This is a genomic window from Sodalis praecaptivus, from assembly GCF_000517425.1.
GTDB classification, from domain to species: Bacteria; Pseudomonadota; Gammaproteobacteria; order Enterobacterales; family Enterobacteriaceae; genus Sodalis_A; species Sodalis_A praecaptivus.
Window position 1 is genome coordinate 3,214,159 of record NZ_CP006569.1, and the last position, 21,862, is coordinate 3,236,020.

Annotated in this window: 18 protein-coding genes; 9 read left to right on the forward strand and 9 right to left on the reverse strand. The window is 58.7% G+C overall.

What is annotated here, in order from left to right:
- Positions 1–66 precede the first annotated feature (66 nt).
- The 7 genes from pxpC to seqA all read right to left on the reverse strand — a co-directional run bounded on the left by pxpC (position 67) and on the right by seqA (position 7,469).
- Positions 67–999, reverse strand: coding sequence for a 5-oxoprolinase subunit PxpC (pxpC, locus tag SANT_RS14180; protein ID WP_025422945.1), 933 nt, complete (start codon positions 997–999; stop codon positions 67–69).
- Complete coding sequence (gene pxpB, locus SANT_RS14185; RefSeq protein ID WP_025422946.1) at positions 993–1,649, reverse strand: 5-oxoprolinase subunit PxpB; 657 nt, start codon at positions 1,647–1,649, stop codon at positions 993–995. Before pxpB ends, pxpC begins: the two co-directional genes overlap by 7 nt.
- Positions 1,650–1,761: 112 nt before the next feature.
- Positions 1,762–2,505, reverse strand: coding sequence for a type 2 GTP cyclohydrolase I (locus tag SANT_RS14190; protein ID WP_025422947.1), 744 nt, complete (start codon positions 2,503–2,505; stop codon positions 1,762–1,764).
- A complete protein-coding gene (gene phrB, locus SANT_RS14195; protein WP_025422948.1) occupies positions 2,486–3,967 on the reverse strand; it encodes a deoxyribodipyrimidine photo-lyase in 1,482 nt (493 codons plus the stop codon). The genes SANT_RS14190 and phrB overlap by 20 nt, the downstream gene beginning before the upstream one ends.
- A 15-nt stretch (positions 3,968–3,982) precedes the next feature.
- Positions 3,983–4,936, reverse strand: coding sequence for a YbgA family protein (locus SANT_RS14200; RefSeq protein ID WP_025422949.1), 954 nt, complete (start codon positions 4,934–4,936; stop codon positions 3,983–3,985).
- Positions 4,937–5,250: 314 nt separating this feature from the next.
- Positions 5,251–6,894: a phosphoglucomutase (alpha-D-glucose-1,6-bisphosphate-dependent) gene (pgm, locus tag SANT_RS14205; protein ID WP_025422950.1), complete on the reverse strand. Its 1,644-nt coding sequence runs from the start codon at positions 6,892–6,894 to the stop codon at positions 5,251–5,253.
- A gap of 20 nt (positions 6,895–6,914) precedes the next feature.
- On the reverse strand, positions 6,915–7,469 hold the full coding sequence (gene seqA, locus SANT_RS14210) for a replication initiation negative regulator SeqA (protein ID WP_025422951.1): 555 nt from the start codon (positions 7,467–7,469) through the stop codon (positions 6,915–6,917).
- 212 nt (positions 7,470–7,681) lie between these two features.
- On the opposite strand from seqA, the gene ybfF reads away from it, so the two are divergent.
- From ybfF to SANT_RS14235, 5 genes are all read left to right on the forward strand, one after another.
- Positions 7,682–8,467, forward strand: a complete 786-nt coding sequence (ybfF, locus tag SANT_RS14215) for an esterase (protein WP_025422952.1) — start codon at positions 7,682–7,684, stop codon at positions 8,465–8,467.
- 160 nt (positions 8,468–8,627) lie between these two features.
- The gene (ybfE, locus tag SANT_RS14220; protein WP_025422953.1) at positions 8,628–8,915 is read left to right on the forward strand and encodes a LexA regulated protein; all 288 of its coding nucleotides are present in this window, start codon (positions 8,628–8,630) and stop codon (positions 8,913–8,915) included.
- Positions 8,916–9,199: 284 nt separating this feature from the next.
- A complete protein-coding gene (gene fldA, locus SANT_RS14225; protein ID WP_051440239.1) occupies positions 9,200–9,715 on the forward strand; it encodes a flavodoxin FldA in 516 nt (171 codons plus the stop codon).
- Between the two features lie 320 nt (positions 9,716–10,035).
- Positions 10,036–10,503 (forward strand): ferric iron uptake transcriptional regulator, encoded by a 468-nt coding sequence (fur, locus tag SANT_RS14230; RefSeq protein ID WP_025422954.1) that lies wholly within the window; start codon positions 10,036–10,038, stop codon positions 10,501–10,503.
- A 362-nt stretch (positions 10,504–10,865) separates the two neighbouring features.
- Positions 10,866–11,759 carry a hypothetical protein gene (locus SANT_RS14235; RefSeq protein ID WP_038668605.1) on the forward strand — a complete coding sequence of 298 codons (894 nt, stop codon included), beginning with the start codon at positions 10,866–10,868 and terminating at the stop codon, positions 11,757–11,759.
- Positions 11,760–11,823: 64 nt separating this feature from the next.
- Here the strand turns inward: SANT_RS14235 and glnS are convergent, their stop codons facing one another.
- Together glnS and nagE are read right to left on the reverse strand one after the other, a co-directional pair.
- Positions 11,824–13,494: a glutamine--tRNA ligase gene (glnS, locus tag SANT_RS14240; RefSeq protein WP_025422956.1), complete on the reverse strand. Its 1,671-nt coding sequence runs from the start codon at positions 13,492–13,494 to the stop codon at positions 11,824–11,826.
- A gap of 266 nt (positions 13,495–13,760) precedes the next feature.
- Entirely contained in the window at positions 13,761–15,806 is a 2,046-nt protein-coding gene (gene nagE / locus SANT_RS14245; protein WP_025422957.1) for an N-acetylglucosamine-specific PTS transporter subunit IIBC, read from the reverse strand.
- 328 nt (positions 15,807–16,134) lie between these two features.
- Between nagE and nagB the strand changes: the two genes are divergently transcribed.
- The 4 genes from nagB to asnB all read left to right on the forward strand — a co-directional run bounded on the left by nagB (position 16,135) and on the right by asnB (position 21,506).
- Positions 16,135–16,938: a glucosamine-6-phosphate deaminase gene (gene nagB / locus SANT_RS14250; protein ID WP_025422958.1), complete on the forward strand. Its 804-nt coding sequence runs from the start codon at positions 16,135–16,137 to the stop codon at positions 16,936–16,938.
- 14 nt (positions 16,939–16,952) lie between these two features.
- Positions 16,953–18,095: an N-acetylglucosamine-6-phosphate deacetylase gene (gene nagA / locus SANT_RS14255; protein ID WP_025422959.1), complete on the forward strand. Its 1,143-nt coding sequence runs from the start codon at positions 16,953–16,955 to the stop codon at positions 18,093–18,095.
- A gap of 17 nt (positions 18,096–18,112) precedes the next feature.
- Positions 18,113–19,351 carry a DNA-binding transcriptional regulator NagC gene (gene nagC / locus SANT_RS14260; RefSeq protein ID WP_025422960.1) on the forward strand — a complete coding sequence of 413 codons (1,239 nt, stop codon included), beginning with the start codon at positions 18,113–18,115 and terminating at the stop codon, positions 19,349–19,351.
- 493 nt (positions 19,352–19,844) lie between these two features.
- Complete coding sequence (gene asnB / locus SANT_RS14265) at positions 19,845–21,506, forward strand: asparagine synthase B (protein WP_025422961.1); 1,662 nt, start codon at positions 19,845–19,847, stop codon at positions 21,504–21,506.
- The last annotated feature ends 356 nt before the right edge of the window (positions 21,507–21,862 follow it).

Genomic DNA, 21,862 nt, shown 5'->3' on the forward strand with positions numbered 1-21,862 from the left:
CGCCTTGCTGAGCCTTGCGCCTTGCTGAGTCGATCTGCCCCTTGCTGAGCCTTGCGCCTTGCTGAGTTAGTCGTCCTGAGTCAGCCGCCAGGCCAACTGCTCCAGATAGCGGCTTTGCTGTTGCCAGGCTAGATGTGCTTCATCCAGCGAGCATTGCACAAAATGGATCGGCTCGCCCAGGCGAATCTGCGCCAGATGGTACAAATCGGCCTCAATAACACAGGCGATGCGCGGATAACCGCCGGTGGTCTGGGCATCAGCCATCAGGACGATGGGCTGGCCGCCGGGGGGCACCTGCACCACCCCGGGCAATACGCCGTGCGAAAACAGTTCCCGGTCGGCGGTGCGCACAAGCGCGCTGCCCTGCAACCGATAACCCATGCGGTTACTCTGCGGACTGAGCTGCCAGGCCACGCGCCAGAATGCTTCGCGCGCCTCGGCGCTAAATTCCTGGTACTCCGGCCCCGGCAGCGCCCGCACCCGGTTGCCGAACAGCAGTTGCTTAATGCCCATTTGCCGCGTCGGCAGCCGCCCCGGCTCACCGACCGGCAGCCGATCGCCGTCGCGCACCCATCGCCCCTCCAGACCGCCTATCGCCGCTTTGATATCGGTGCTGCGCGATTGCAGCACCGGCGGGACGTCAAAACCGCCCGATACCGCCAGATAACTGCGCATACCGTGTTTCGGCAGCGCCAGTTTCACCTGCTGACCCGGCCGCACCGCAAAGCGCCAGCCGGTCCAAAGCGGTTTATCATCCAGCCGGGCGTGACAATCGGCGCCGGTCAGCGCCAGCCAGCCCGGACGGGTTATCTCGGCGCAAAACTGGCCCAGGGTAATTTCCAGCACCGCCGCGTCCTGCGCATTGCCCACCAACAAATTGGCCATCTTCATCGCCGGCGCGTCCAGCACCCCGCCCTGATTGATACCCAGGTTGCGATAGCCGTCGCGGCCGGCGTCCTGTACCGCGGTCATCATACCGGCACGAATCACCTTCAGCATATCCCCTCCTTTTGCGGCACAAAGCGCAGGTTATCGCCGGGACGCAACAGCGTCGGCGATGCCGCCTGGGGGGTGAATAGCGCCACGGCGGTATGGCCAATCAATTGCCAGCCGCCGGGGCTTGCCAGCGGATAGATGCCGGTCTGACCGCCGCCGATGCCAACCGATCCGGCGGGCACCTGCAGACGCGGCTCAGCGCGCCGCGGCGTGGCAAGCGCCTCCGGCAATCCGCCGAGGTAGGGAAACCCCGGCTGGAAGCCGAGGAAATAGACAACGTAGTTCGCGCCGGCGTGGCACTCCACCACCTGGCGCGGCGTCATGCCGGTATGCTCCGCCACCCGCGCCAGATCGGGACCTGCGGCGCCGCCATAGATGACCGGAATCGTGATTTGTCGCGCTTCGGGCAGCGCCGATTCGCTCTCTTCCCACCAGCGCTGCAGGCGCTCTATCGCATCCAGCGCCGTGTGCTGCGGTTGGGTCAGCAGCACCGTCAAGTTGTTCATGCCGGGAATGGCTTCGCGGACGTCCGGGTGAGGCGCGATACGCTGCGCCAACCCCCAAATGCGGCGCTGACTTTCCAGGCTAATCGGCGGCTCCAACTCTAGCACCACCGCCCGTTCTCCCAACAAATAACATCGCGCCCGTTGCAACCCCGCCTCCTGGAAACCGGCCATGCCGAATTCATAACCTTGCTCATTAATAGTTAATGAGCATGCGCATCCCGGGCAGCGCTGTCAATGAGAGAATGGGCGGGTTACGCCGTTACACAGGGTTGGGAATGTCGATAAAAGTGACATCAAAATCATATTGTTGGGCCAGCCACTCCCCAAGCGCGCGGATCCCGCCGCGTTCGGTGGCGTGATGGCCGGCGGCGTAAAAATGCAGCCCCTCTTCACGAGCGATATGGATGGTCTGCTCGGATACCTCGCCGGTAATGAACGCGTCCATTCCCGCCTGCGCCGCCATCTCGATAAATCCCTGACCGCCGCCGCTACACCAGGCCAACCGCTTTATCTGCGCCGGCCCGCCGTCGCCGCAGTGCAGGACGCTGCGTCCTAGCGTCTGTTCAAGGCGCAGACGCAGCGCTTCACCGCTAAGGGGCGTCGCGAACTCTCCATACGGCAGCAGCGGTTCCAGACTGCCGGTCACCCGAATGTCCAGCGCCGCCGCCAACTGCGCGTTATTGCCCAATTCAGCGTGGGCATCCAGCGGCAAATGCCAGGCGTACAAATTGATATCGTTAGCCAGTAAGGTTTTCAGCCGCCGGCGTTTCATACCGCTAATCACCGGTGACTCGTTTTTCCAGAAATAGCCGTGGTGGACCATAACCGCGTCGGCGCCGTGCGCCAGAGCGCTATCCAGCAGCGCCTGACAGGCGGTGACGCCGGTGACGATGCGTTTTACTTCCTGGCGGCCCTCCACCTGTAGGCCGTTAGGGGCATAATCCTCCAGCGCGCTGCTGTTAAGTTTTTGATTAATCAGTTGTTCAAGTTCGGTATTGCGCATCTATTCGCCTCTCGTATCGTGGTTCGTCCCGCGCCCCGCCCCGGGCTTTAGCCGCTTCATAAGCCTCCAGGGCGCGTACGCGTGCTTTGCCATGATCGACGATCGGCGGCGGATAATCCAGTCCGGCGCGCTGCGCGTCGGGCCAACGATGCGGCTGGTGCAGATAATCATCCGGCACCGGTTTGAGCGCCGGCAGCCAGCGGCGGATAAAGGCGCCGTCGGCGTCGAAACGCTCGCCCTGCGTGGTGGGGTTGAAAATGCGAAAATAAGGCGCGGCGTCGGTGCCGGTGGAGGCTGCCCATTGCCAGCCGCCGTTATTGGCCGCCAGATCGCCATCGATAAGCTGCGACATAAAATAGCGCTCGCCCCGGCGCCAGTCGATAAGCAGGTCCTTGACCAGAAAACTGGCGCTGATCATTCGCAACCGATTGTGCATCCAACCGGTCTGCGCCAGTTGCCGCATGGCGGCATCGACAATGGGATAGCCGGTGCGGCCCGCACACCAGGCGTCGAACAGGTCATCATCCTGCCGCCAGGCGACATGGCGCGTCCAGGGAATGAACGGCTGATGGCGGGACAGCGCCGGCCAGGCCACCAGCAGATGGCGGTAAAAATCGCGCCATATCAATTCATTGAGCCAGGTGAAGGCGCCGCTCTTCCCCGGCGTTAGCGCTTGGGGAGACGCCTGGCGCAGCCGCTGATAACACTGGCGCGGCGATAGCACGCCGATCGTCAGCCAGGCGGACAGCCGGCTGGTGGCGTCCAACGCCGGAATATCGCGGCCGCGGTGATAATCCTGCAAATGTTGATGACAAAAGGAGCGCAGACGGGAGAGCGCAGCCGCTTCACCGGCGGGATAATCTTGCCCGGGGGGCGTGGTGGGGTAATCAAACGGCGCGATCTCGCCCGTGTTGCCGCAGGGCGCCCCCGCTCGCGGCGCCGGCGCCGGCAGACAGGCCGGATCGTGCTCCTCAAGCCGGCGCAGAAAGGCGCTACGAAACGGCGTATAGACCTTGTACATCTGCTGGTTGCCGGTGTGGACGCTGCCCGGCGGCAACAGCACGCCATCGTCGAAACCCTGACACAGCGTGTCGTCGCCGATCCGCCGCTCCAGTTGCCGGTCACGCTCCCGCTCGTTGAATTCATATTGATAGTTATAAAACAGCCGATCCACCCGTTCGCGCTGGCAAAACGCCGCCAGCCACTCCACCTGGGCGGCGAAATCCGCGCATTGCTGATAGTGCAACGCGATGCCGCGCGTCGCCAGGTCGTCGGCCAGATGACACAGATGTTGGCGGATAAATTCCGCCTGGCGCGGGCTCATATCGTGATCCCGCCACTGCTGCGGCGTGGCGATAAACACCGCCAGCACCCGCGCGTGGGGATCCTGACAAGCCGCATAAAGCGCAGAGTTATCGTGCATGCGCAGGTCGTTGCGCAGCCAGACCAGATGGGTTGTCATAACGCTTCCGTAGGGTTAATGTCCGTAACGCAGCCGCAGCGCTTCGGGATAGGGTTCAAAATAGCGCTGCTGCGCGAGCCAGGCATTAGGATATTCGGCCATATAATGTTTCAGCAGCGTGATGGGCGCCAGCAACGGCTGCAACCCCTGGCGATAGCTGTCAATCAAGCCGGTGAGTTCACTGCGCTGCGCGCGGGTGAGGTAACGGTAAAAATAGCCCTGCGCATGCATCAGCACATTCGTATGGTTGCTGCGGGTGGCCGGATGGCGCAGCAGCGCCATCAGCCGGTCGCGGTACGCCAGGGCGAACGCGTCAAGCGACGACCAGCGGTCCATGCTGGCGACAAAGGGGCCAATATGCCGATACGCCGGCTGGGAATGCGCCAGCAATAACAACTTATAACGGCGGTGAAACGCCATCAGCGCACCGCGGGTCAGGGGCTGGCGCAGCAACTGGTTGAATTCCCACAGGGTGAATAGGCGCGCCACGAAGTTCTCACGCAATTGTGCATCCTGTAATCGGCCGTCCTCTTCTACCGGCAGCCAGGGCATTTGCTCCTGCAGTATCCGGGTGTATAGGCCCACGCCGGTTTTCTGCACCCCCTGTGCTTCATATACCCGCACCCGCGCCATACCGCAGCTCGGCGATTTGGCGCAGACGATGTAGCCGCAGAGATCGGCGAGCTGGCGCACCCGTTGGCGCGCGAATGCCTCCATACTGGCGGTGTAATCCACAGGACTCGTCTCTTTGCTGGTGCGCAACGTGATGTGGTCGTTGGGATGTTTTACCAGCCTGAGCGCCGGACGCGGCGCCGGCAGGCCGATAGCCATTTCGGGGCAGATGGCGGTGAAGGCGACAAACGGGGCCAGGTCATCCATGGCAAACGCCAGGCGTTTATGGCCGCCGTCAAAGCGGACCTTTTCACCCATCAGACAGGCGCTGATACCGACGGGGATCTTACTGCTCATGCTCGGCTCCTGCGGAGGGTTTTGGGTAGGCAAAGCGTAGCCGAATTTCACCGTTTCCGCTGGCGGGCAATAACATATTGCCGGCGCCGCCCCCCGCCGGGTCGGGTTAACCGCAGCCAAAAAAAACGGCCATCGGAGGATGGCCGGGTGGCGAGTGCCTTATCGAGCTCGCGAAGCGTGCCCGCTTGGTTGGCTGCACGCCCGAGCGGGCAATATTAACGCCGGCCGCGTTCGCGAACCGCGTTCGCTTTGCGCGATCATCGCCGTTGGGTTCGCGGTACGCCCTATTAGCCAAGACCCGCCGCCGCGGGGGGTTATTTCGCCCCTGCCAGCACCTCGCTCACAATATCTACCGCCTCTTTCTCGATCTGCTGGCGGTGCTCTGCGCCGAGGAAACTTTCACAATAGATCTTGTAGGCTTCTTCCGTGCCGGAAGGACGGGCCGCGAACCAGCCGTTTTGCGTCATTACCTTCAGCCCGCCAATGGACGCGCCATTGCCCGGCGCCGCCGTCAAGCGTGCGGTGATCGCATCGCCCGCCAGCGTGCTGGCGCTGACCTGCTCGGGTGAGAGCTTGGACAAAATCGCTTTCTGCGCGTGGGTGGCCGGCGCCTGAATGCGGTTGTAGCTGGGCGCGCCAAAGCGCTTCGCCAGTTCATCATAATGCTGCTGGGGATTTTTGCCGGTCACGGCGGTAATTTCCGCCGCCAGCAGGCACATGATGATGCCGTCTTTGTCGGTGGACCAGGGCTGACGGTCAAAGCACAAAAATGACGCCCCGGCGCTCTCTTCGCCGCCGAAACCCAGGCTGCCGTCAAACAGGCCATCCACAAACCACTTGAAGCCTACCGGCACTTCCACCAGCCGGCGGCCGAGACTGTCAACCACCCGGTCAATCATGGCGCTGGACACCAACGTCTTACCCACGCCCACCTCATCGCCCCATTGAGGGCGGTGCTGAAACAGGTAGTTGATCGCCGCCGCCAGATAATGGTTCGGATTCATCAAGCCCGCCGGGGTGACAATACCGTGCCGGTCATAGTCCGGATCGTTGGCGAAGGCCAAATCGAATTTATCGCGTAGCGCCAACAGCCCCGCCATCGCCGATTCCGACGAACAGTCCATGCGAATGATGCCGTCATGATCGAGATGCATAAAGCGGAACGTCTGGTCAGTCTCTTCATTGACCAACGTCAAATCCAGCCGGTAGTGCTCGGCAATGCGCTGCCAATAGGCGATGCCGGAGCCGCCCAGCGGATCGACGCCCAACTTCAGCCCGGCGCGTTGAATGGCCGGCATGTCCACCACGCTGGCCAATCCCTCCACATAGGGCTGCACCAGATCCTTGGCGTGGATATAACCACTTTGCCAGGCTTTGTCGAGCGTCAGGCGTTTGACATCGCGTAGATTATCCGCCAAAAGCGCATTGGCGCGCTCTTCTATCACCCGGGTGACGTTAGTGTCGGCCGGCCCGCCGTTGGGCGGATTGTATTTGATACCGCCATCCTCTGGCGGATTATGGGAAGGCGTGATAACAATGCCGTCGGCCTGCGCGCCGCCGCCGCGATTGTGGCTCAGGATGGCATTGGAAATCGCCGGCGTCGGCGTGTAGCCATTATCCGCCTGCACAATCACGTCCACGCCGTTGGCGGTCAGGACTTCCAGCACCGAGATAAACGCCGGTTCGGATAGCGCATGGGTATCCTTACCCACGTAGCAAGGCCCCTTGATACCCTGCTTGGCGCGCTCCTCGGCGATAGCCTGACTAATGGCCAGAATGTGGGCTTCGTTGAAGCTATGGCGCCCGGCGCTGCCGCGGTGTCCCGAGGTGCCAAACTTTACCGCCTGGGCGCTGTTGCCCGGCTCAGGCCGCAATACATAATATTGCGACGTTAATTGTGCCACATTGATTAAATCACTCTGGCGGGCGGGCTGCCCGGCGCGGGGGTGATTGGCCATCGGCGCTTCTCCGTTGCTAGTCAATTAAATTTAAGAGTGCCGCAAACTTTTTCTATCAGCTCCGTTGGGAACTGCATCGCCAGCATAATATGTTCAATCATGCTCCGTTTGCGGTCGCTATTGGTATTGGTAATGACCCAATAAGGCGTACCGGGCACCTGTTTGGGTTTGGTCTGGTGGCCGCTTTGCAGCAGCGTTTGCCTGTCGCCGGCAAAATACGTGCGGGTACGGCCGTGCAGTGTTTCGGTAGACGCGGCGAAGGCCTGCGGCGACAAGGTGTACAGGGTGGTCAGCACCAGCATGAAACGATCCACTACCTTGCGTTGCAAAGCATAGTCGTCTGAGAGCAATAATTCACGCATTGCGCGAACCCTCTCGGGCAGTGGACGAACAGATTCCGATTTTTCTGAGGCTTTTGCCGCAGAAGTCACCGCCGGTGCGGGGGTTGACGCTTGCTCAACGCCGGGGGTGAACTTCAACATACGGCGCAGAATATCAGAGGCACTTTCGCCAATGTGCTGCGTATGGCCGGCAATATAGCGATAAAGATCTTCATCGACTTCAATAGTTTTCATTGTAATCCGTTAATTTCCACATAAATCAATCGCCCCGATTATACAAGTTAAACCCGGGCAACGAACAGCACCAACCGCCGTTGCGGTGAAAAAGTCAGAATCTGCCCGGGCAATCGGCCCGCCCGCGCACCCACCCTTTTTTCCCCATTGCGGCGTTGGCGGCGCCAAACTCATGCTAGGCTACAGCTTTTATCCGCAGCAAAAGGAGCGCTATGAAATTGAACTATCGGCTGCAGGCGGCGCGCCAGCCGGAACAGGGTCTGCCGGTGGTGCTGATCCACGGTTTGTTCGGCAGTCTGGATAATTTGGGCGTACTGGCCCGTCCCCTGGGTGAAAATCATCGCACGCTGCAAATTGATTTGCGCAACCACGGCCTGTCCCCCCACGCCCCCACCATGGGTTACGACGAAATGGCGCGGGATGTGCTGGCGTTACTGGACGCGCTGCTTATTGAGCGCTGTATCGTCATCGGTCATTCGATGGGCGGCAAGGTGGCAATGACGCTTTGCGCGCTGGCGCCGGCGCGCATTGCGCAGGCGGTGGTGATCGATATGGCGCCGGTGGCCTATCAGGTCCGCCGCCATGACGCCATTTTCGCCGCCCTGGCGCGCGTCAGCGAGTCTGGGATAACGCAGCGCAGCGACGCCGCACGGCTGATGGAACAGGATATTGACGACCCGGGCACCATTCAGTTTCTACTGAAATCGTTTGATCAGGGACAATGGCGTTTCGCTCTTGACAGCATCCAGCATAATTACGCCGACATTATCGGCTGGCGAACACTGCCCCCCTGGCCGGGGCCGATACTGTTTATCCGCGGCGGTAATTCCCCCTATCTGGATGATCGCTACCGCGAGACTCTCCGCCGGCAATTTCCCCGCGCCCGCGCCCATGTGGTGGCCGGCGCCGGCCATTGGGTGCATGCCGAAAAACCGCAGGCGGTAGTGCGCGCTGTCGCGCGTTTTCTGACGGAAGCATCAGCCGGACGCGGCAGTTAGCCATTGTCGCCACCCGCTTCACTGGGGTAAGATGACGGGTTTTTGGATGCCGGCTACCTCCAGGGACCGGTGAAACTAACGCTACGGAGGACGCCGGCCAGGGCTCAGGCCAGCCGCCGGCGACCCCGCCGCTTACGGTTGCATATTCCCTTCATCAACTATGGCAAAAGAACAAACGGACCGCACTACGCTGGATTTATTTACGGATGAACGCCGCCCGGGAAGGCCGAAAACCAGTCCTCTTTCTCGGGATGAGCAGCTCAGAATCAATAAGCGTAACCAGCTGCGGCGTGACAAAGTGCGCGGGCTGCGTCGAGTGGAGTTGAAAATCAATGCGCAGGCGGTGGATGCGCTGAATAAACTGGCCGATCAGCGGGATATATCCCGCAGTGAGCTTATCGAACTTATCCTGCTGGCGGAGCTTGAACGCCAGCGGCCCGCCGGCTGAAGGAGGGGTCCCGCGGCGGCAGAGCGTCATTTGTGGCACAGGCCTTAAACAGACCGATCGCTGGCCGTAAAGCAGGCCGCGCGTCTGCCTGCCGCTAAACCGTGGCACAGGCATTAGGCCGGCACGCCTTTGCACCTGCGGCGTACACGTCACGGCGGGCGCAATTGACGCAAAAAGCCCCCGCCGGCAGGTATCTCCTTAAGTGAGGGTCTGCTATCATTGCCCTTATCAGCTTAAGGTTGACGATTGGGCATACCCTTAATTTTTATGAGGTTTTGATATTCATGGCGAGTGTAGGCATTTTCTTTGGCAGTGATACCGGCAATACCGAAAATATTGCCAAGATGATCCAAAAGCAACTGGGTACCGATGTTGCTGATGTTTTTGACATCGCCAAAAGCAGCAAAGAAGATCTGGAACAGTATGACCGGCTGCTGCTGGGTATCCCGACCTGGTATTACGGCGAAGCGCAGTGCGACTGGGATGATTTTTTCCCGACGTTGGAAGAGGTCGATTTCAGCGGCAAGATAGTTGCGCTATTCGGCTGCGGCGATCAGGAAGATTACGCGGAGTATTTCTGCGATGCGATGGGCACCCTGCGGGACATTATTGAACCCCACGGCGCCACGCTGGTCGGCCATTGGCCTACCGCCGGCTATCATTTCGAGGCGTCCAAAGGGCTGGCGGACGACGACCACTTTATTGGTCTGGCCATTGATGAGGACCGCCAGCCCGAGCTTACCGCCGAACGCGTCGACGGCTGGGTCAAACAGGTTCGCGAAGAGATGAATTTGGCTTAACGCCTTACCGCCGTCCGGCCTCCCCGGACGGCATGATGCCGCATTGTATGCTTGATAAATAATTCCTTTCAAATTGATAGCTACAATTTTGTAACTTTTTCCGCCAAAGCAGTACAATGGCACCACACTTTGTGTGATTTTTTAAACCTAAAGAGGTAACATAGTCCTTACTCGCTGAGTGGGCTATAATGAAAATGAGTCTCTTTTTCATTTCTGACCGCGAGTTCTATAATGAGACAGTGATACATTTTTCGGGCCGACGATTGTTATAGGCTGTGTTAGCTTATAACTTGATTATCAAGTAACAGGACCAAACCCGCATGACTGACAATAACATCGCATTAAAGAAGGCCGGCCTGAAAGTGACCCTTCCCAGGCTCAAAATCCTGGAAGTGTTGCAAGACCCGGAATGCCACCACGTCAGTGCGGAAGATCTGTATAAAAAGCTGATCGATATGGGTGAGGAAATCGGGCTGGCCACCGTTTACCGCGTACTCAATCAGTTCGATGACGCCGGCATTGTCACCCGCCACAACTTTGAGGGCGGCAAATCGGTTTTCGAGCTCACCCAGCAACACCATCACGATCACCTGATTTGCCTGGATTGCGGCAAGGTCATCGAATTTCGCGATGAGTTTATCGAGGCGCGCCAGCGCGACATCGCGAAAAAGCACAATATCAAACTGACCAACCACAGCCTCTATCTTTATGGCCATTGCGCGGAAGGCGACTGCCGTGAAGATGAAACCTTGCATGATATAGATGATCCGCACGTCGTAAAATTCTGACACCCGTCCTACGCCGTCACGTTACCGCCATACAATCACGACCGTATAAAGAGAAACCGCCGCCGGCGGTTTTTTCTCGCCTTGCTTTTACACTTCATAACGCCCCTTTTTTCTTACTTGCCGCCATCCCGCTATTCTCCCGTACTGAATCAGCCTTTCACCCGATGACGGCGGGGAAGTTAACTTCTTAGGCTATTGGGCAGTGGGCTTATAGGCCGATAAATTATTATCAGCCCCTAGCCCGGCCCTGCCCCCAAAAAAACAGGGGAGCAGGGATCCGTTCACAGCGCTTACCCACCGAGCCCTCCCTGGAAGCGGTAACGCTGTCTCCTAACGTCTTTGGTCGACCTACAGGTATCCCGATGATGAAACCTATCCTGCAAGACACCCCTGTGCCGCCCGCGGCTGTGGCATCGCTGGCAGCGCCTCCCGCCACGCGAACGCCGCTCACGTCTGAACCCAACGGCGTAAGGCAAGCAAAATGGTTACGCCCAGCCACCGCGGCGAGGAGCACACCCCCGGCATCCCCGCGCCCCGTGCGTATTGATGCGGCGCTTGCCAACGTCACCACCCTGCTTACTCCCGTACCGTCGCGCCCCAGCAAAAACGCCCAACGCGACGCCGCGACCGGTTGGCAGCCGGCCACGCCATCTGGCTCCCTGCCGCGACGGTTACACAACCCGCAACGCGATACCGCGGCCGGTGCATACCCGTCTAGACAATCGCCCTCATCGCCGGTGACCCTCAGACGTCCGCGGGATCCCGTCGCGGCAGTGGCGAGCCAGGCTCCGCCGCGGCCGCCGAAACCTTCGCCGTTGACGGCAGGCACCTGCGGCGATAGTTCCCGCATGTATGCGCAAATCGATCATGAGGCCCTGCCCACGTTTCGCTCAACGGGTATCACGTTCGTTCCCTACGACAAAACCGTTTACGCCACTCTGCACGGCCCTGAGCCCCTCATCTCTGACGCCCACGGGGCCCCAGAGGGGAGGGTGCATTCCTGGATCGATTTTAGCGTCGAGAGAAAAAAGCATGCGGCGTTCGCGGCGTTGACATCCCGCGTTAAGCAACTGGTGGGTGACAAGGTGATCCCGTGCAAATATGCGCCGCCGGCCGATGCGTTAGATAACAGCTACATCTGGGCCGACAGGCCCAACCATTATCAGCTACGCCTCAGGCACCATCCGCACGCCTATAGCTTGGATAAGCTTGAAAACTTGCCGCAAGCGTTGCAGCGCGGGCAGCAAGAGGAATAAGCGGCGCAGCGTAACCGCTTCCCCCTGCGCCAGAAACGGAAAGATCACGGCGCGGGGGGCAAGATCACATCCCGGCTTTCGCGGCCCAGGTGTCGCGCAGCCCCACGGTGCGGTTGAACACCGGATGGGAGGGGCTGGAGTAGCGGCTGTCGGCGCAAAAATAGCCTTCGCGCTCAAACTGGAAAGGTTCATCCGCATTGGCTGCCGGTACGCCGGCTTCGACAAAGCCCTGCCGGATAACCAGCGAATCCGGGTTCAGCGTAGAGAGAAAATCTTCCGCCGCCGCCGGATTGGCCTCGCTAAACAACCGGTCATACAGACGAAACTCCGCTGCGACGCCGCGGGTGGCCGATACCCAGTGGATCACGCCTTTCACCTTGCGCCCGTCGGCGGGATCTTTACTGAGCGTATCGGCATCGTGGCGGCAGATGATGGTGGTGATCTGCCCCTGGGCATCTTTTTCCACGCGCTCAGCCTTAATCACATAGGCATTGCGCAGACGGACTTCCTTACCCAGCACTAAACGCTTGTATTGCTTATTGGCTTCTTCACGAAAGTCGGCGCGATCAATATAGATTTCGCGGCTGAACGCAACCTGGCGGGTCCCCATCTCCGGTTTATTGGGATGGTTTGGCATCGTGATATCCTGTTCATGCCCCGCCGGCAGGCTTTCGATGACCACCCGTACGGGGTCGATCACCGCCATGGCGCGCGGCGCGCGCTCGTTCAAATCTTCGCGAATACAGGCTTCCAGCGCGGCCATCTCCACATTATTGTCCTGCTTCGTCACGCCGATGCGGCGGCAGAATTCGCGAATCGAAGCCGCCGTATAGCCGCGGCGGCGCAGGCCGGAAATGGTCGGCATACGCGGATCGTCCCAGCCCTCGACAATTTTTTCCGTCACCAGTAGATTCAGCTTACGCTTGGACATGATGGCGTATTCGAGATTCAGCCGGGAGAATTCATACTGCCGGGGATGCACATCAAGGGTGATATTATCCAGCACCCAGTCATACAGCCGGCGATTATCCTGAAACTCCAGGGTGCATAACGAATGGGTTATCCCTTCCAGCGCATCGGAGATGCAGTGGGTAAAGTCATACATCGGATAAATGCACCACGCGTTGCCGGTCTGATGGTGATCGGCGAATTTAATGCGGTACAGCACCGGGTCGCGCATCACCATAAACGGCGACGCCATATCGATTTTCGCCCGCAGGCAGGCGCTGCCCTCGGCAAATTCGCCGTTGCGCATTTTGGCGAAGAGCGCGCGGTTTTCTTCCACGCTACGATCCCGATAGGGGCTATCTTTACCCGGGCGCGTCAGCGTGCCGCGATGTTCACGAATTTCGTCCGGCGACAGTTGGTCGACGTAGGCCAGCCCTTTGTCGATAAGCTCCAACGCATAGTCATGCAGCTGGTCGAAATAATCGGAGGAGTAGTGAATGTCACCGCTCCAGTTGAAACCCAACCACTGCACGTCGTACTTAATGGAATCGACATATTCCCTATCCTCTTTCACGGGATTGGTATCGTCGAAACGCAAGTTGCATTGGCCCTGATAATCCTGGGCGATGCCGAAATTAAGGCAAATGGACTTTGCATGGCCGATATGCAAATAGCCATTGGGCTCCGGCGGGAAACGGGTATGCACCGATGTATGCTTCCCCGAAGCCAGATCTTCGTCGATAATTTGACGAATAAAATTAGTTGGGCGGGCTTCAGCCTCACTCATGTTGATATTCCTCTACACAACAGCACGACATTCATTGCTCTTATGTTCCAACATGCCACGCCAGGACACAACCGTTTGTTAGAGAAATTCTCCATTACGGTTTACCGGCACGGCCGGTGGGTGCGGTTAAGGCATCGCGCGCGGCGAGGGAAAGACAGAACGGAAAACGCCTGGCCCCCTAACGGCAGCACAGGCGCTTGAGCAAATGATTGCGGATAACGCCGCGGCCGCGGGCGTTGCGCCGCGTGGCCGCGCACCGGGCGCGATTACTTGCCGGTGAGGTCCAAAAGCCGGCTTTGACCGGCCACTACCGTGGTATTGGCGGTGGCGGTCAGGGTGCCGAACTCCTCCATGTTGCTCACGACCACCGGGCTTATCATCGAGCGCGCGTTAGCGTTCAAGTAGGCCAGGTCCAGCTCCAGAATAGGCTGTCCTTGTGTCACCTTACTGCCCTCTTCCACCAGGCAAGTAAAACCCTGCCCGTTAAGGGCCACGGTATCGATACCGATATGCACCACCACTTCAGCGCCGCCGTCGGTTTCCAGGCAGAAAGCGTGATGCGTATTGAATACTTTTACCAGCGTGCCGTTCGCCGGCGATAGCACCAGTTTATCGGTGGGGCGTACGGCAATACCCTCACCCACGGCACGGCTGGCGAACGCTTCATCCGGCACCTGGTCCAGCGGAACCACTTCACCGGTTATCGGCGATATCAGCGATACCACCACCGGCTTCACCGCGGCGGGGGCCGATTCCACGCGGGGCGCGGGGGCCGCGACCGGCGCGGGCGATACCGCGCGCGCAGCGCTGACCGGGCCGCTCGCCAGCACGGTACGCATGGCGCCGGCGATAATTTCCGCGCGGGTGCCGACGATGATTTGCAGACTTTCTTTATTCAGTCGGATCACACCCTGAGCGCCAAGATTTTTCGCGACCGCATCATTGACCAGCGAGCTATCTTTCACGCTAAGACGCAGACGGGTTATACAGGCATCAATGCCGGTCAGATTATCCGAGCCGCCAATGGCGCTGATATACCGACGCGCCAGAATTTGCGTCTCATCCCCTTTGCCCTCGCCGGCGGCATCAATGTTCACGTCGTAGCCATCGGCCTCATCGCCGGCCATTTGCAACTCGCGGCCCGGGGTGAGCAAATTGAAGCGTTTGATGGTGAAACGAAACACCAGATAGTACACAACGAAGAACACCAGCCCTTGCGGGATAAGCATATACCACTGCACCGCCAGCGGGTTGCGGCTTGAGAGCACCATATCCACCAGGCCGGCGCTAAAGCCGAATCCGGCAATCCAATGCATACTGGCGGCAATAAATACCGACAAACCGGTCAGCAGCGCGTGCAGGAAATACAGCACCGGCGCAACGAACATAAAGGAGAATTCCAGCGGTTCGGTGATGCCGGTAAAGAACGAGGCGAAAGCCGCGGCAAGCATAATCCCCGCGACTTTACTGCGGTTCTCTGGCCGGGCGCAGTGGTAAATCGCCAGCGCCGCGCCGGGCAGACCGAACATCATGATGGGGAAGAAGCCCGCCTGATAGCGGCCGGTAATACCGATAATACCGGTACCGGCTTCGATGGACTGCTGGCCGCCGAGGAATTTGGGAATATCGTTAATACCGGCAACGTCGAACCAGAATACCGAATTCAGCGCGTGGTGCAGGCCGACCGGAATCAAGAGCCGGTTAAAGAAGGCGTAGATACCGGCTCCCACCGAACCCAACTGTTGGATATGCTCGCCGAACGCCACCAGCGCGTTGAAGATCAACGGCCAAATGTACATCAGGATAAAGGCGATGAAGATCATCACGAACGACACCAGGATCGGCACCAGGCGGCGTCCGCTGAAAAACGACAACGCTTTGGTGAGCTCGACATGGCTGAAACGGTTGTAAAGCTCGGCGGAAATGATCCCCACCAGGATGCCGACGAACTGGTTATTGATTTTGCCGAACGCCGCCGGGACGTGATCCAAGGGAATTTTCTGTATCATTGACACCGAGGCCGGCGCGCACAAGGTGGTGACCACCAAGAAGCCAACGAAACCGGTAAGCGCCGCGGCGCCATCTTTGTCTTTCGACATGCCATAGGCAACGCCGATGGCGAACAGCACCGACATATTTTCAATAATCGCCGAGCCGGATTTAATGAAAAAGGCCGCCAACGCATTGCTGCCCCCCCAGCCAACCGGGTCGATCCAATAGCCCACCCCCATCAGGATAGCGGCGGCGGGCAGTGTCGCCACCGGGACCATCAGCGCCCGGCCTATTTTCTGCAAGTAACTGAGTATATTCACCTTTTCCCCCTATTAGCATGACTTTTTTTACCGGCAGGTCTGCTGGCACCCCGCCTTTGTTGTGGCAATCGTCGGCAGCGCGTTTGCACCGCCGGCGAAAGATTTAATTCTCTTCGCAAAATAATAGCCGTTTTCCTACTAAAATTTCATCTTGAATCGCTCTATTTTGTGACTTATTCTATTATTTAGCGCAAACTTATTTTGCAATACAAAAAATCAATGTGCAGTTGCCCCGAAGAGAGGGACGATACGTCGGATATCGGCGTCGGCGCCCAGCGGTTATACTCCCCGGTCATACACTGCCCCGCAACATTTTACGAGGTAAAACATGAGACTGATTCCATTACATACCGCCGCTCACGTTGGCCAATGGGCCGCCCGTCACATTGTCAACCGTATCAAGGCGTTCAATCCCAGCGCCGATCGTCCGTTTATTCTCGGCCTGCCCACCGGCAGCACGCCGTTGGAGGCCTATAAAAGCCTGATTGAGATGCATAAAGCGGGCCAGGTCAGTTTCAAGCATGTGGTGACATTCAACATGGATGAATATGTCGGTCTGCCCGCCGAACATCCCGAAAGCTATCATTCCTTCATGTATAATAATTTCTTTAATTATATCGACATTCCACGGGAAAACATCAATCTCCTGAACGGCAACGCGCCGGATATTGACGCCGAATGCCGCCGTTATGAAGAGAAGATCAAATCCTATGGCAAAATCCACCTGTTCATGGGCGGCGTCGGCAATGACGGTCACATCGCCTTCAACGAACCCGGTTCTTCCCTGGCGTCGCGCACGCGCATCAAAACCCTGACCCAGGAGACCCGCCGGGCCAACTCGCGCTTCTTTGATAACGACATTGAGCAAGTTCCCCGCTACGCACTGACGGTGGGTGTCGGTACGCTGCTGGATGCGGAAGAAGTGATGATTCTGGTGATAGGGCATAATAAGGCCCAGGCGCTACAGGCCGCGGTAGAGGGGAACGTCAATCATATGTGGACCATTACCTGCCTACAGTTGCATGCTAAAGCCGTGATGGTGTGCGATGAACCGTCCACTCAGGAATTAAAGGTGAAAACGGTCAACTACTTCCGTGAACTGGAACAAGACAATCTGAACACCGCCGACTAACCCCGGAGCTGACTATGTATGCTTTAACCAATGGCCGCATTTATACCGGCAGCGAGATTCTCGATCACCACGCCCTGGTGGTCGCGGACGGCGTTATCGACGCCATTTGCCCCGCCGACAGCCTGCCTGCCGGCATTGAACGCCGCGATCTGGCCGGTGCCGCGCTGGCGCCCGGTTTCATCGATCTGCAGCTAAACGGCTGCGGCGGCGTGCAGTTCAACGACAGCCTGGCGGCGTTGTCTGTCGAAACGTTGGAAACGATGCAGGCCGCCAACCAGCGCTCCGGCTGCACCAGTTTCCTGCCGACCCTGATTACCAGTACCGATGAATTTATGCGTCGAGCGGTGGAAGTGATGCGCGCTTTTTTGGCGCAGCATAAACATCAGGCGCTGGGACTGCATCTGGAAGGCCCGTACCTCAGCCCGGCCAAGAAAGGTACCCATGATCCGGCATTAATGCGCGCGCCAACGGAAGAGATGGTGGAATTTCTTTGCGCGAACAGCGATGTGATCAGCAAAATGACCCTGGCCCCCGAGCAGGTGGACCCCCAGGTGATCCGTCGGATCAGCGCTGCCGGTATCCGCGTTTCCATCGGCCATTCCAACGCCACCTATGATCAGGCCAAGGCGGGTTTCGCCGCCGGCGTCAGCTTCGCCACCCATCTGTTTAACGCTATGCCGCCGCTGGTCGGACGCGAACCGGGGGTCATCGGCGCCCTGTTCGACGCCCCCGAAATTTACTGCGGCATTATCGCCGATGGCCTGCACGTGAACTGGGCCAACGTACGCAACGCCAAACGCATCAAGGGCGATCGCCTGGTGCTGGTCACCGATGCCACCGCCCCGGCCGGCGCCGAGAATATTGATCGGTTCATTTTTGCCGGCAAAACAATATACTATCGCGATGGCCTGTGCGTGGATGAGCACGGTACCCTCAGCGGCTCGGCGCTTACCATGATTGAAGCAGTGCGCAATAGTGTCGAATACGCCGGTATCGCGCTGGATGAGGCGTTGCGCATGGCCACCCTTTACCCGGCACGGGCAATGGGCGCGGACGCGAGGTTAGGGACGCTGACGGTGGGCAAAATCGCCAATTTAACCGCCTTCACCCGCGATTATAAAATCAGTAAAACTATCGTTAACGGCAACGAAGTTTGACCATAAGCGAGTAAGCGATGACACCAGGCGGACAGACCCCGATAGGCAATATTGACCTTGTTAAACAGTTGAATAGCGCGGCGGTCTACCGTCTCATCGATCAAATGGGGCCCATTTCCCGCATCCAGATAGCCGAACAGAGTCAGCTCGCGCCCGCCAGTATCACCAAGATTACCCGCCAATTGCTGGAACGCGGCTTGATTCGCGAAGTGGATCAGCAAGCGTCCACCGGCGGCAGGCGGGCGATCTCTATCGTGGCCGAGACCCGCGCCTTCCAGGCCATCGGCGTGCGCCTCGGCCGGCACGATGCGACGATCATGCTCTATGATCTGAGCGGCAAGGCCCTAATGGAGGCGTACTTCCCGCTTCCGCAGCGGACACAGCAGACCTTGGAGCTGGCGCTCATGGAGGCTATCGCCGACTTCCTCGAACAGGCGCAACGTAAAATCCGCGAACTTATCGCTATCTCGGTGATTTTACCGGGGCTGGTCGATCCTTTCTCCGGCATTGTCCGCTACATGCCCCACATACAGGTTCACCATTGGCCCCTGGTCGAGCAGTTAGAACAGCGCTTCAATCTTACCGCGTTTGTAGGCCACGACATACGCAGTTTGGCGCTGGCGGAGCACTATTTTGGTGCAACCCAGGACTGCGCCGATTCTATTTTAGTACGTCTGCACCGCGGTACCGGCGCGGGGATTTTGATTAATGGCCAGATATTCCTTGGCAGCAACGGCAACGTCGGTGAAATGGGCCATATTCAGGTCGACCCGCTGGGAGAGCGCTGCCACTGCGGCAATTTTGGCTGTCTGGAAACCATTGCCGCCAATGCCGCGATAGAGCAACGGGTGCGTCTGTTGCTCAGCCAGGGTTATGCCAGCAAACTGACGGCGGACGACTGTCGGATAGACACCATTTGCCAGGCCGCCAACCGCGGCGACGGGCTGGCGGTGGAAGTCATCGAACAAGTGGGGCGCCAATTGGGCAAGGTCATTGCTCTGAGCATCAACCTGTTCAATCCGCAAAAAGTGGTGCTGGCGGGTGAAATCACCGAAGCCCACAAAATTTTGCTACCGGCCGTGCAGCGCTGTATCGACAATCAGGTGCTGAAAGCCTTCCGGCAAAATTTACCGGTCGTCATCTCGGCGCTGGACCACAGTTCGGCCATCGGCGCGTTTGCCCTGGTCAAACGCGCTATGCTTAACGGCGTGCTGTTACAGCGGCTATTGGAAAACGATTCGCCCGCGCACCGCTGATCGACCCAAGCGCGGCACGTGGCGCGGTGCGGACATCGCCTCTTGGCCAAGAGTGTAATACCGCTGCGCCTTACCTTAAGGACCGCCCGGCGAAGCAACCCGTAGCCGGTTTTTCCTATGCTTTCCCGGCGCTGCCCGGCTGGGAGGCCCCTGCCCGGCGAACGCGGCCCTGACCGGTTTGCTCCGTGATGCTTTCTTTATTCCCTCGTTCAGAGGCCCGTTTGGCCTGCCGGATCGGCAAGGCGGTCACGTGCTGCACCCGGCTCATGACCGCCGGCGGTAAAAAACCCATTATCGAATTCGCAATGAACGCGCCTTTTTATTCCGCTTTGCTGCTTTTTATGTAATTTATTGCCCATTTTATTAGATATTATTTGGCTGTTAGGGTTTATTTCTGCATGGATATTGAATTGTTAGGCCGTTTTGGTGCTAAATCGTTGCTAACGTGACGGCGCAAGCGGCGACCGCCGGGATTAATCATGAGGGAAAAGCTATGTGTTCTATTTTTGGGGTGCTGGATCTGAAGACCGATCCGGTCGAACTGCGTAAACAGGCGTTGGAATGCTCCCGCTTGATGCGTCATCGCGGCCCCGACTGGTCCGGTGTCTATGCGGGCGATAAAGCGATACTGGCCCATGAGCGTCTGTCTATCGTCGACGTCAATACCGGCGCCCAACCCCTTTATAACGCGGCGCACACCCATGTGCTGGCGGTCAATGGCGAGATCTATAACCATCAGCTTATCCGCGAACAGCTAGGCGATCGCTACGCTTTTCAAACCGGTTCCGATTGTGAGGTGATCCTGGCCCTGTATCAGGAAAAAGGTCCAGAATTTTTGGATGAACTGCGCGGCATGTTCGCTTTTATCCTGTACGACACGGAAAAAGACGCCTATTTGATCGGCCGCGATCACATGGGCATCATTCCTCTGTATATGGGTCATGACGAGCACGGTAACCTGTACGTCGCATCGGAAATGAAAGCGCTGGTTCCGGTCTGCCGCACGCTACAGGAATTTCCTCCCGGCCACTATCTCTGGAGCCAGGACGGCGAAATGCGCCAGTACTATCAGCGTGACTGGTTCGACTATGATCGGGTGAAGGACAACGTTACCGATAAGGCGGCGCTGAAGGCGGCGCTTGAGGAGTCGGTGAAAAGCCATCTGATGTCCGACGTGCCTTACGGCGTACTCTTGTCCGGCGGGCTTGATTCTTCCATTATCTCCGCCATCACCAAAAAATACGCTGCCCGCCGGGTGGAAGACCAGGCCAAAAGCGAAGCCTGGTGGCCGCAGTTGCACTCCTTCGCCGTGGGCCTGGAAGGCTCGCCGGACCTGAGCGCCGCCAGTAAAGTGGCGGCAGCGCTGGGCACGGTGCATCATGAAATCCATTTCACGGTGCAAGAAGGGCTGGACGCGATTCGCGACGTGATTTACCACATCGAAACCTATGATGTCACCACCATTCGCGCTTCGACGCCAATGTATTTAATGTCGCGTAAGATCAAAGCGATGGGCATCAAAATGGTCCTGTCCGGCGAAGGCGCCGATGAAGTTTTCGGCGGCTACCTCTATTTCCACAAGGCGCCGAACGCGAAAGAGTTCCACGAAGAGCTGGTGCGTAAGCTACAGGCCCTGCATATGTATGATTGCGCCCGCGCCAACAAAGCGATGTCCGCCTGGGGCGTCGAAGCGCGTGTTCCCTTCCTGGATAAGCAATTCCTGGACGTGGCCATGCGCATCAACCCGCAGGATAAGATGTGCGGCAACGGCAAAATTGAAAAACACGTGTTGCGCGAGTGCTTCGCCGATTACCTGCCGGAGAGCGTCGCCTGGCGGCAAAAAGAGCAGTTCTCCGACGGCGTGGGCTACAGCTGGATCGATAGCCTGAAAGTCATCGCCGCAGAGCAAATCAGCGATCGGCAGTTGGCCAATGCGCATTTCCGTTTTCCATACAACACCCCCACCTCCAAAGAAGGTTATCTGTACCGGGAGATGTTTGAAGCGCTGTTCCCGCTGCCGAGCGCCGCAGAATGCGTCCCGGGCGGTCCGTCCGTGGCCTGCTCTTCCGCCAAGGCCATAGAATGGGATGAATCCTTCAAGAAAATGGACGATCCCTCCGGTCGCGCGGTGGGTGTACACGCTTCGGCCTATTGACGGGCAGCCGCCCGCCCCGCCGTTCTGCCGAACAGGCCGCGGGCAGCTATCCCCTGGGCCTTTGCCCCTCGACGCAGGTCGGCAGCCGAACGGAGCCCCAGCGCCGTAGGGCAGGCACGGCTTCCGCTGGCGTTTGCATGAGGTGAGGCGGGTGTCGCGCTGAGTTTCGTTCGCGGGTAATCACCCCCGCGAACAGGGGCTCTGCCGCCCGCGTTAATCCTCCTTGTTGCCCCGGTTAAATAGCCCCCATGCCGACCCGCGATTTACGCCCGGGAGCGTGGGAAAATCATTGCGTTAGCCGCTTTTATCGTCAGGTTGTTCATAAGCCAGACAAACGGCCCGCGCAATGCCGGTTT

Bases quoted from the DNA above. Each gene is read 5' to 3' on its own strand.
- seqA (WP_025422951.1), bottom strand. From the start codon at position 7,469: ATGAAAACTATTGAAGTCGATGAAGATCTTTATCGCTATATTGCCGGC.
- pxpC (WP_025422945.1), bottom strand. From the start codon at position 999: ATGCTGAAGGTGATTCGTGCCGGTATGATGACCGCGGTACAGGACGCC.
- SANT_RS14190 (WP_025422947.1), bottom strand. From the start codon at position 2,505: ATGCGCAATACCGAACTTGAACAACTGATTAATCAAAAACTTAACAGC.
- SANT_RS14235 (WP_038668605.1), top strand. From the start codon at position 10,866: ATGATGAAACCTATCCTGCAAGACACCCCTGTGCCGCCCGCGGCTGTG.
- ybfE (WP_025422953.1), top strand. From the start codon at position 8,628: ATGGCAAAAGAACAAACGGACCGCACTACGCTGGATTTATTTACGGAT.
- phrB (WP_025422948.1), bottom strand. From the start codon at position 3,967: ATGACAACCCATCTGGTCTGGCTGCGCAACGACCTGCGCATGCACGAT.
- pgm (WP_025422950.1), bottom strand. From the start codon at position 6,894: ATGGCCAATCACCCCCGCGCCGGGCAGCCCGCCCGCCAGAGTGATTTA.
- asnB (WP_025422961.1), top strand. From the start codon at position 19,845: ATGTGTTCTATTTTTGGGGTGCTGGATCTGAAGACCGATCCGGTCGAA.
- fldA (WP_051440239.1), top strand. From the start codon at position 9,200: ATGGCGAGTGTAGGCATTTTCTTTGGCAGTGATACCGGCAATACCGAA.
- nagB (WP_025422958.1), top strand. From the start codon at position 16,135: ATGAGACTGATTCCATTACATACCGCCGCTCACGTTGGCCAATGGGCC.
- ybfF (WP_025422952.1), top strand. From the start codon at position 7,682: ATGAAATTGAACTATCGGCTGCAGGCGGCGCGCCAGCCGGAACAGGGT.
- glnS (WP_025422956.1), bottom strand. From the start codon at position 13,494: ATGAGTGAGGCTGAAGCCCGCCCAACTAATTTTATTCGTCAAATTATC.
- nagC (WP_025422960.1), top strand. From the start codon at position 18,113: ATGACACCAGGCGGACAGACCCCGATAGGCAATATTGACCTTGTTAAA.
- SANT_RS14200 (WP_025422949.1), bottom strand. From the start codon at position 4,936: ATGAGCAGTAAGATCCCCGTCGGTATCAGCGCCTGTCTGATGGGTGAA.
- nagA (WP_025422959.1), top strand. From the start codon at position 16,953: ATGTATGCTTTAACCAATGGCCGCATTTATACCGGCAGCGAGATTCTC.
- fur (WP_025422954.1), top strand. From the start codon at position 10,036: ATGACTGACAATAACATCGCATTAAAGAAGGCCGGCCTGAAAGTGACC.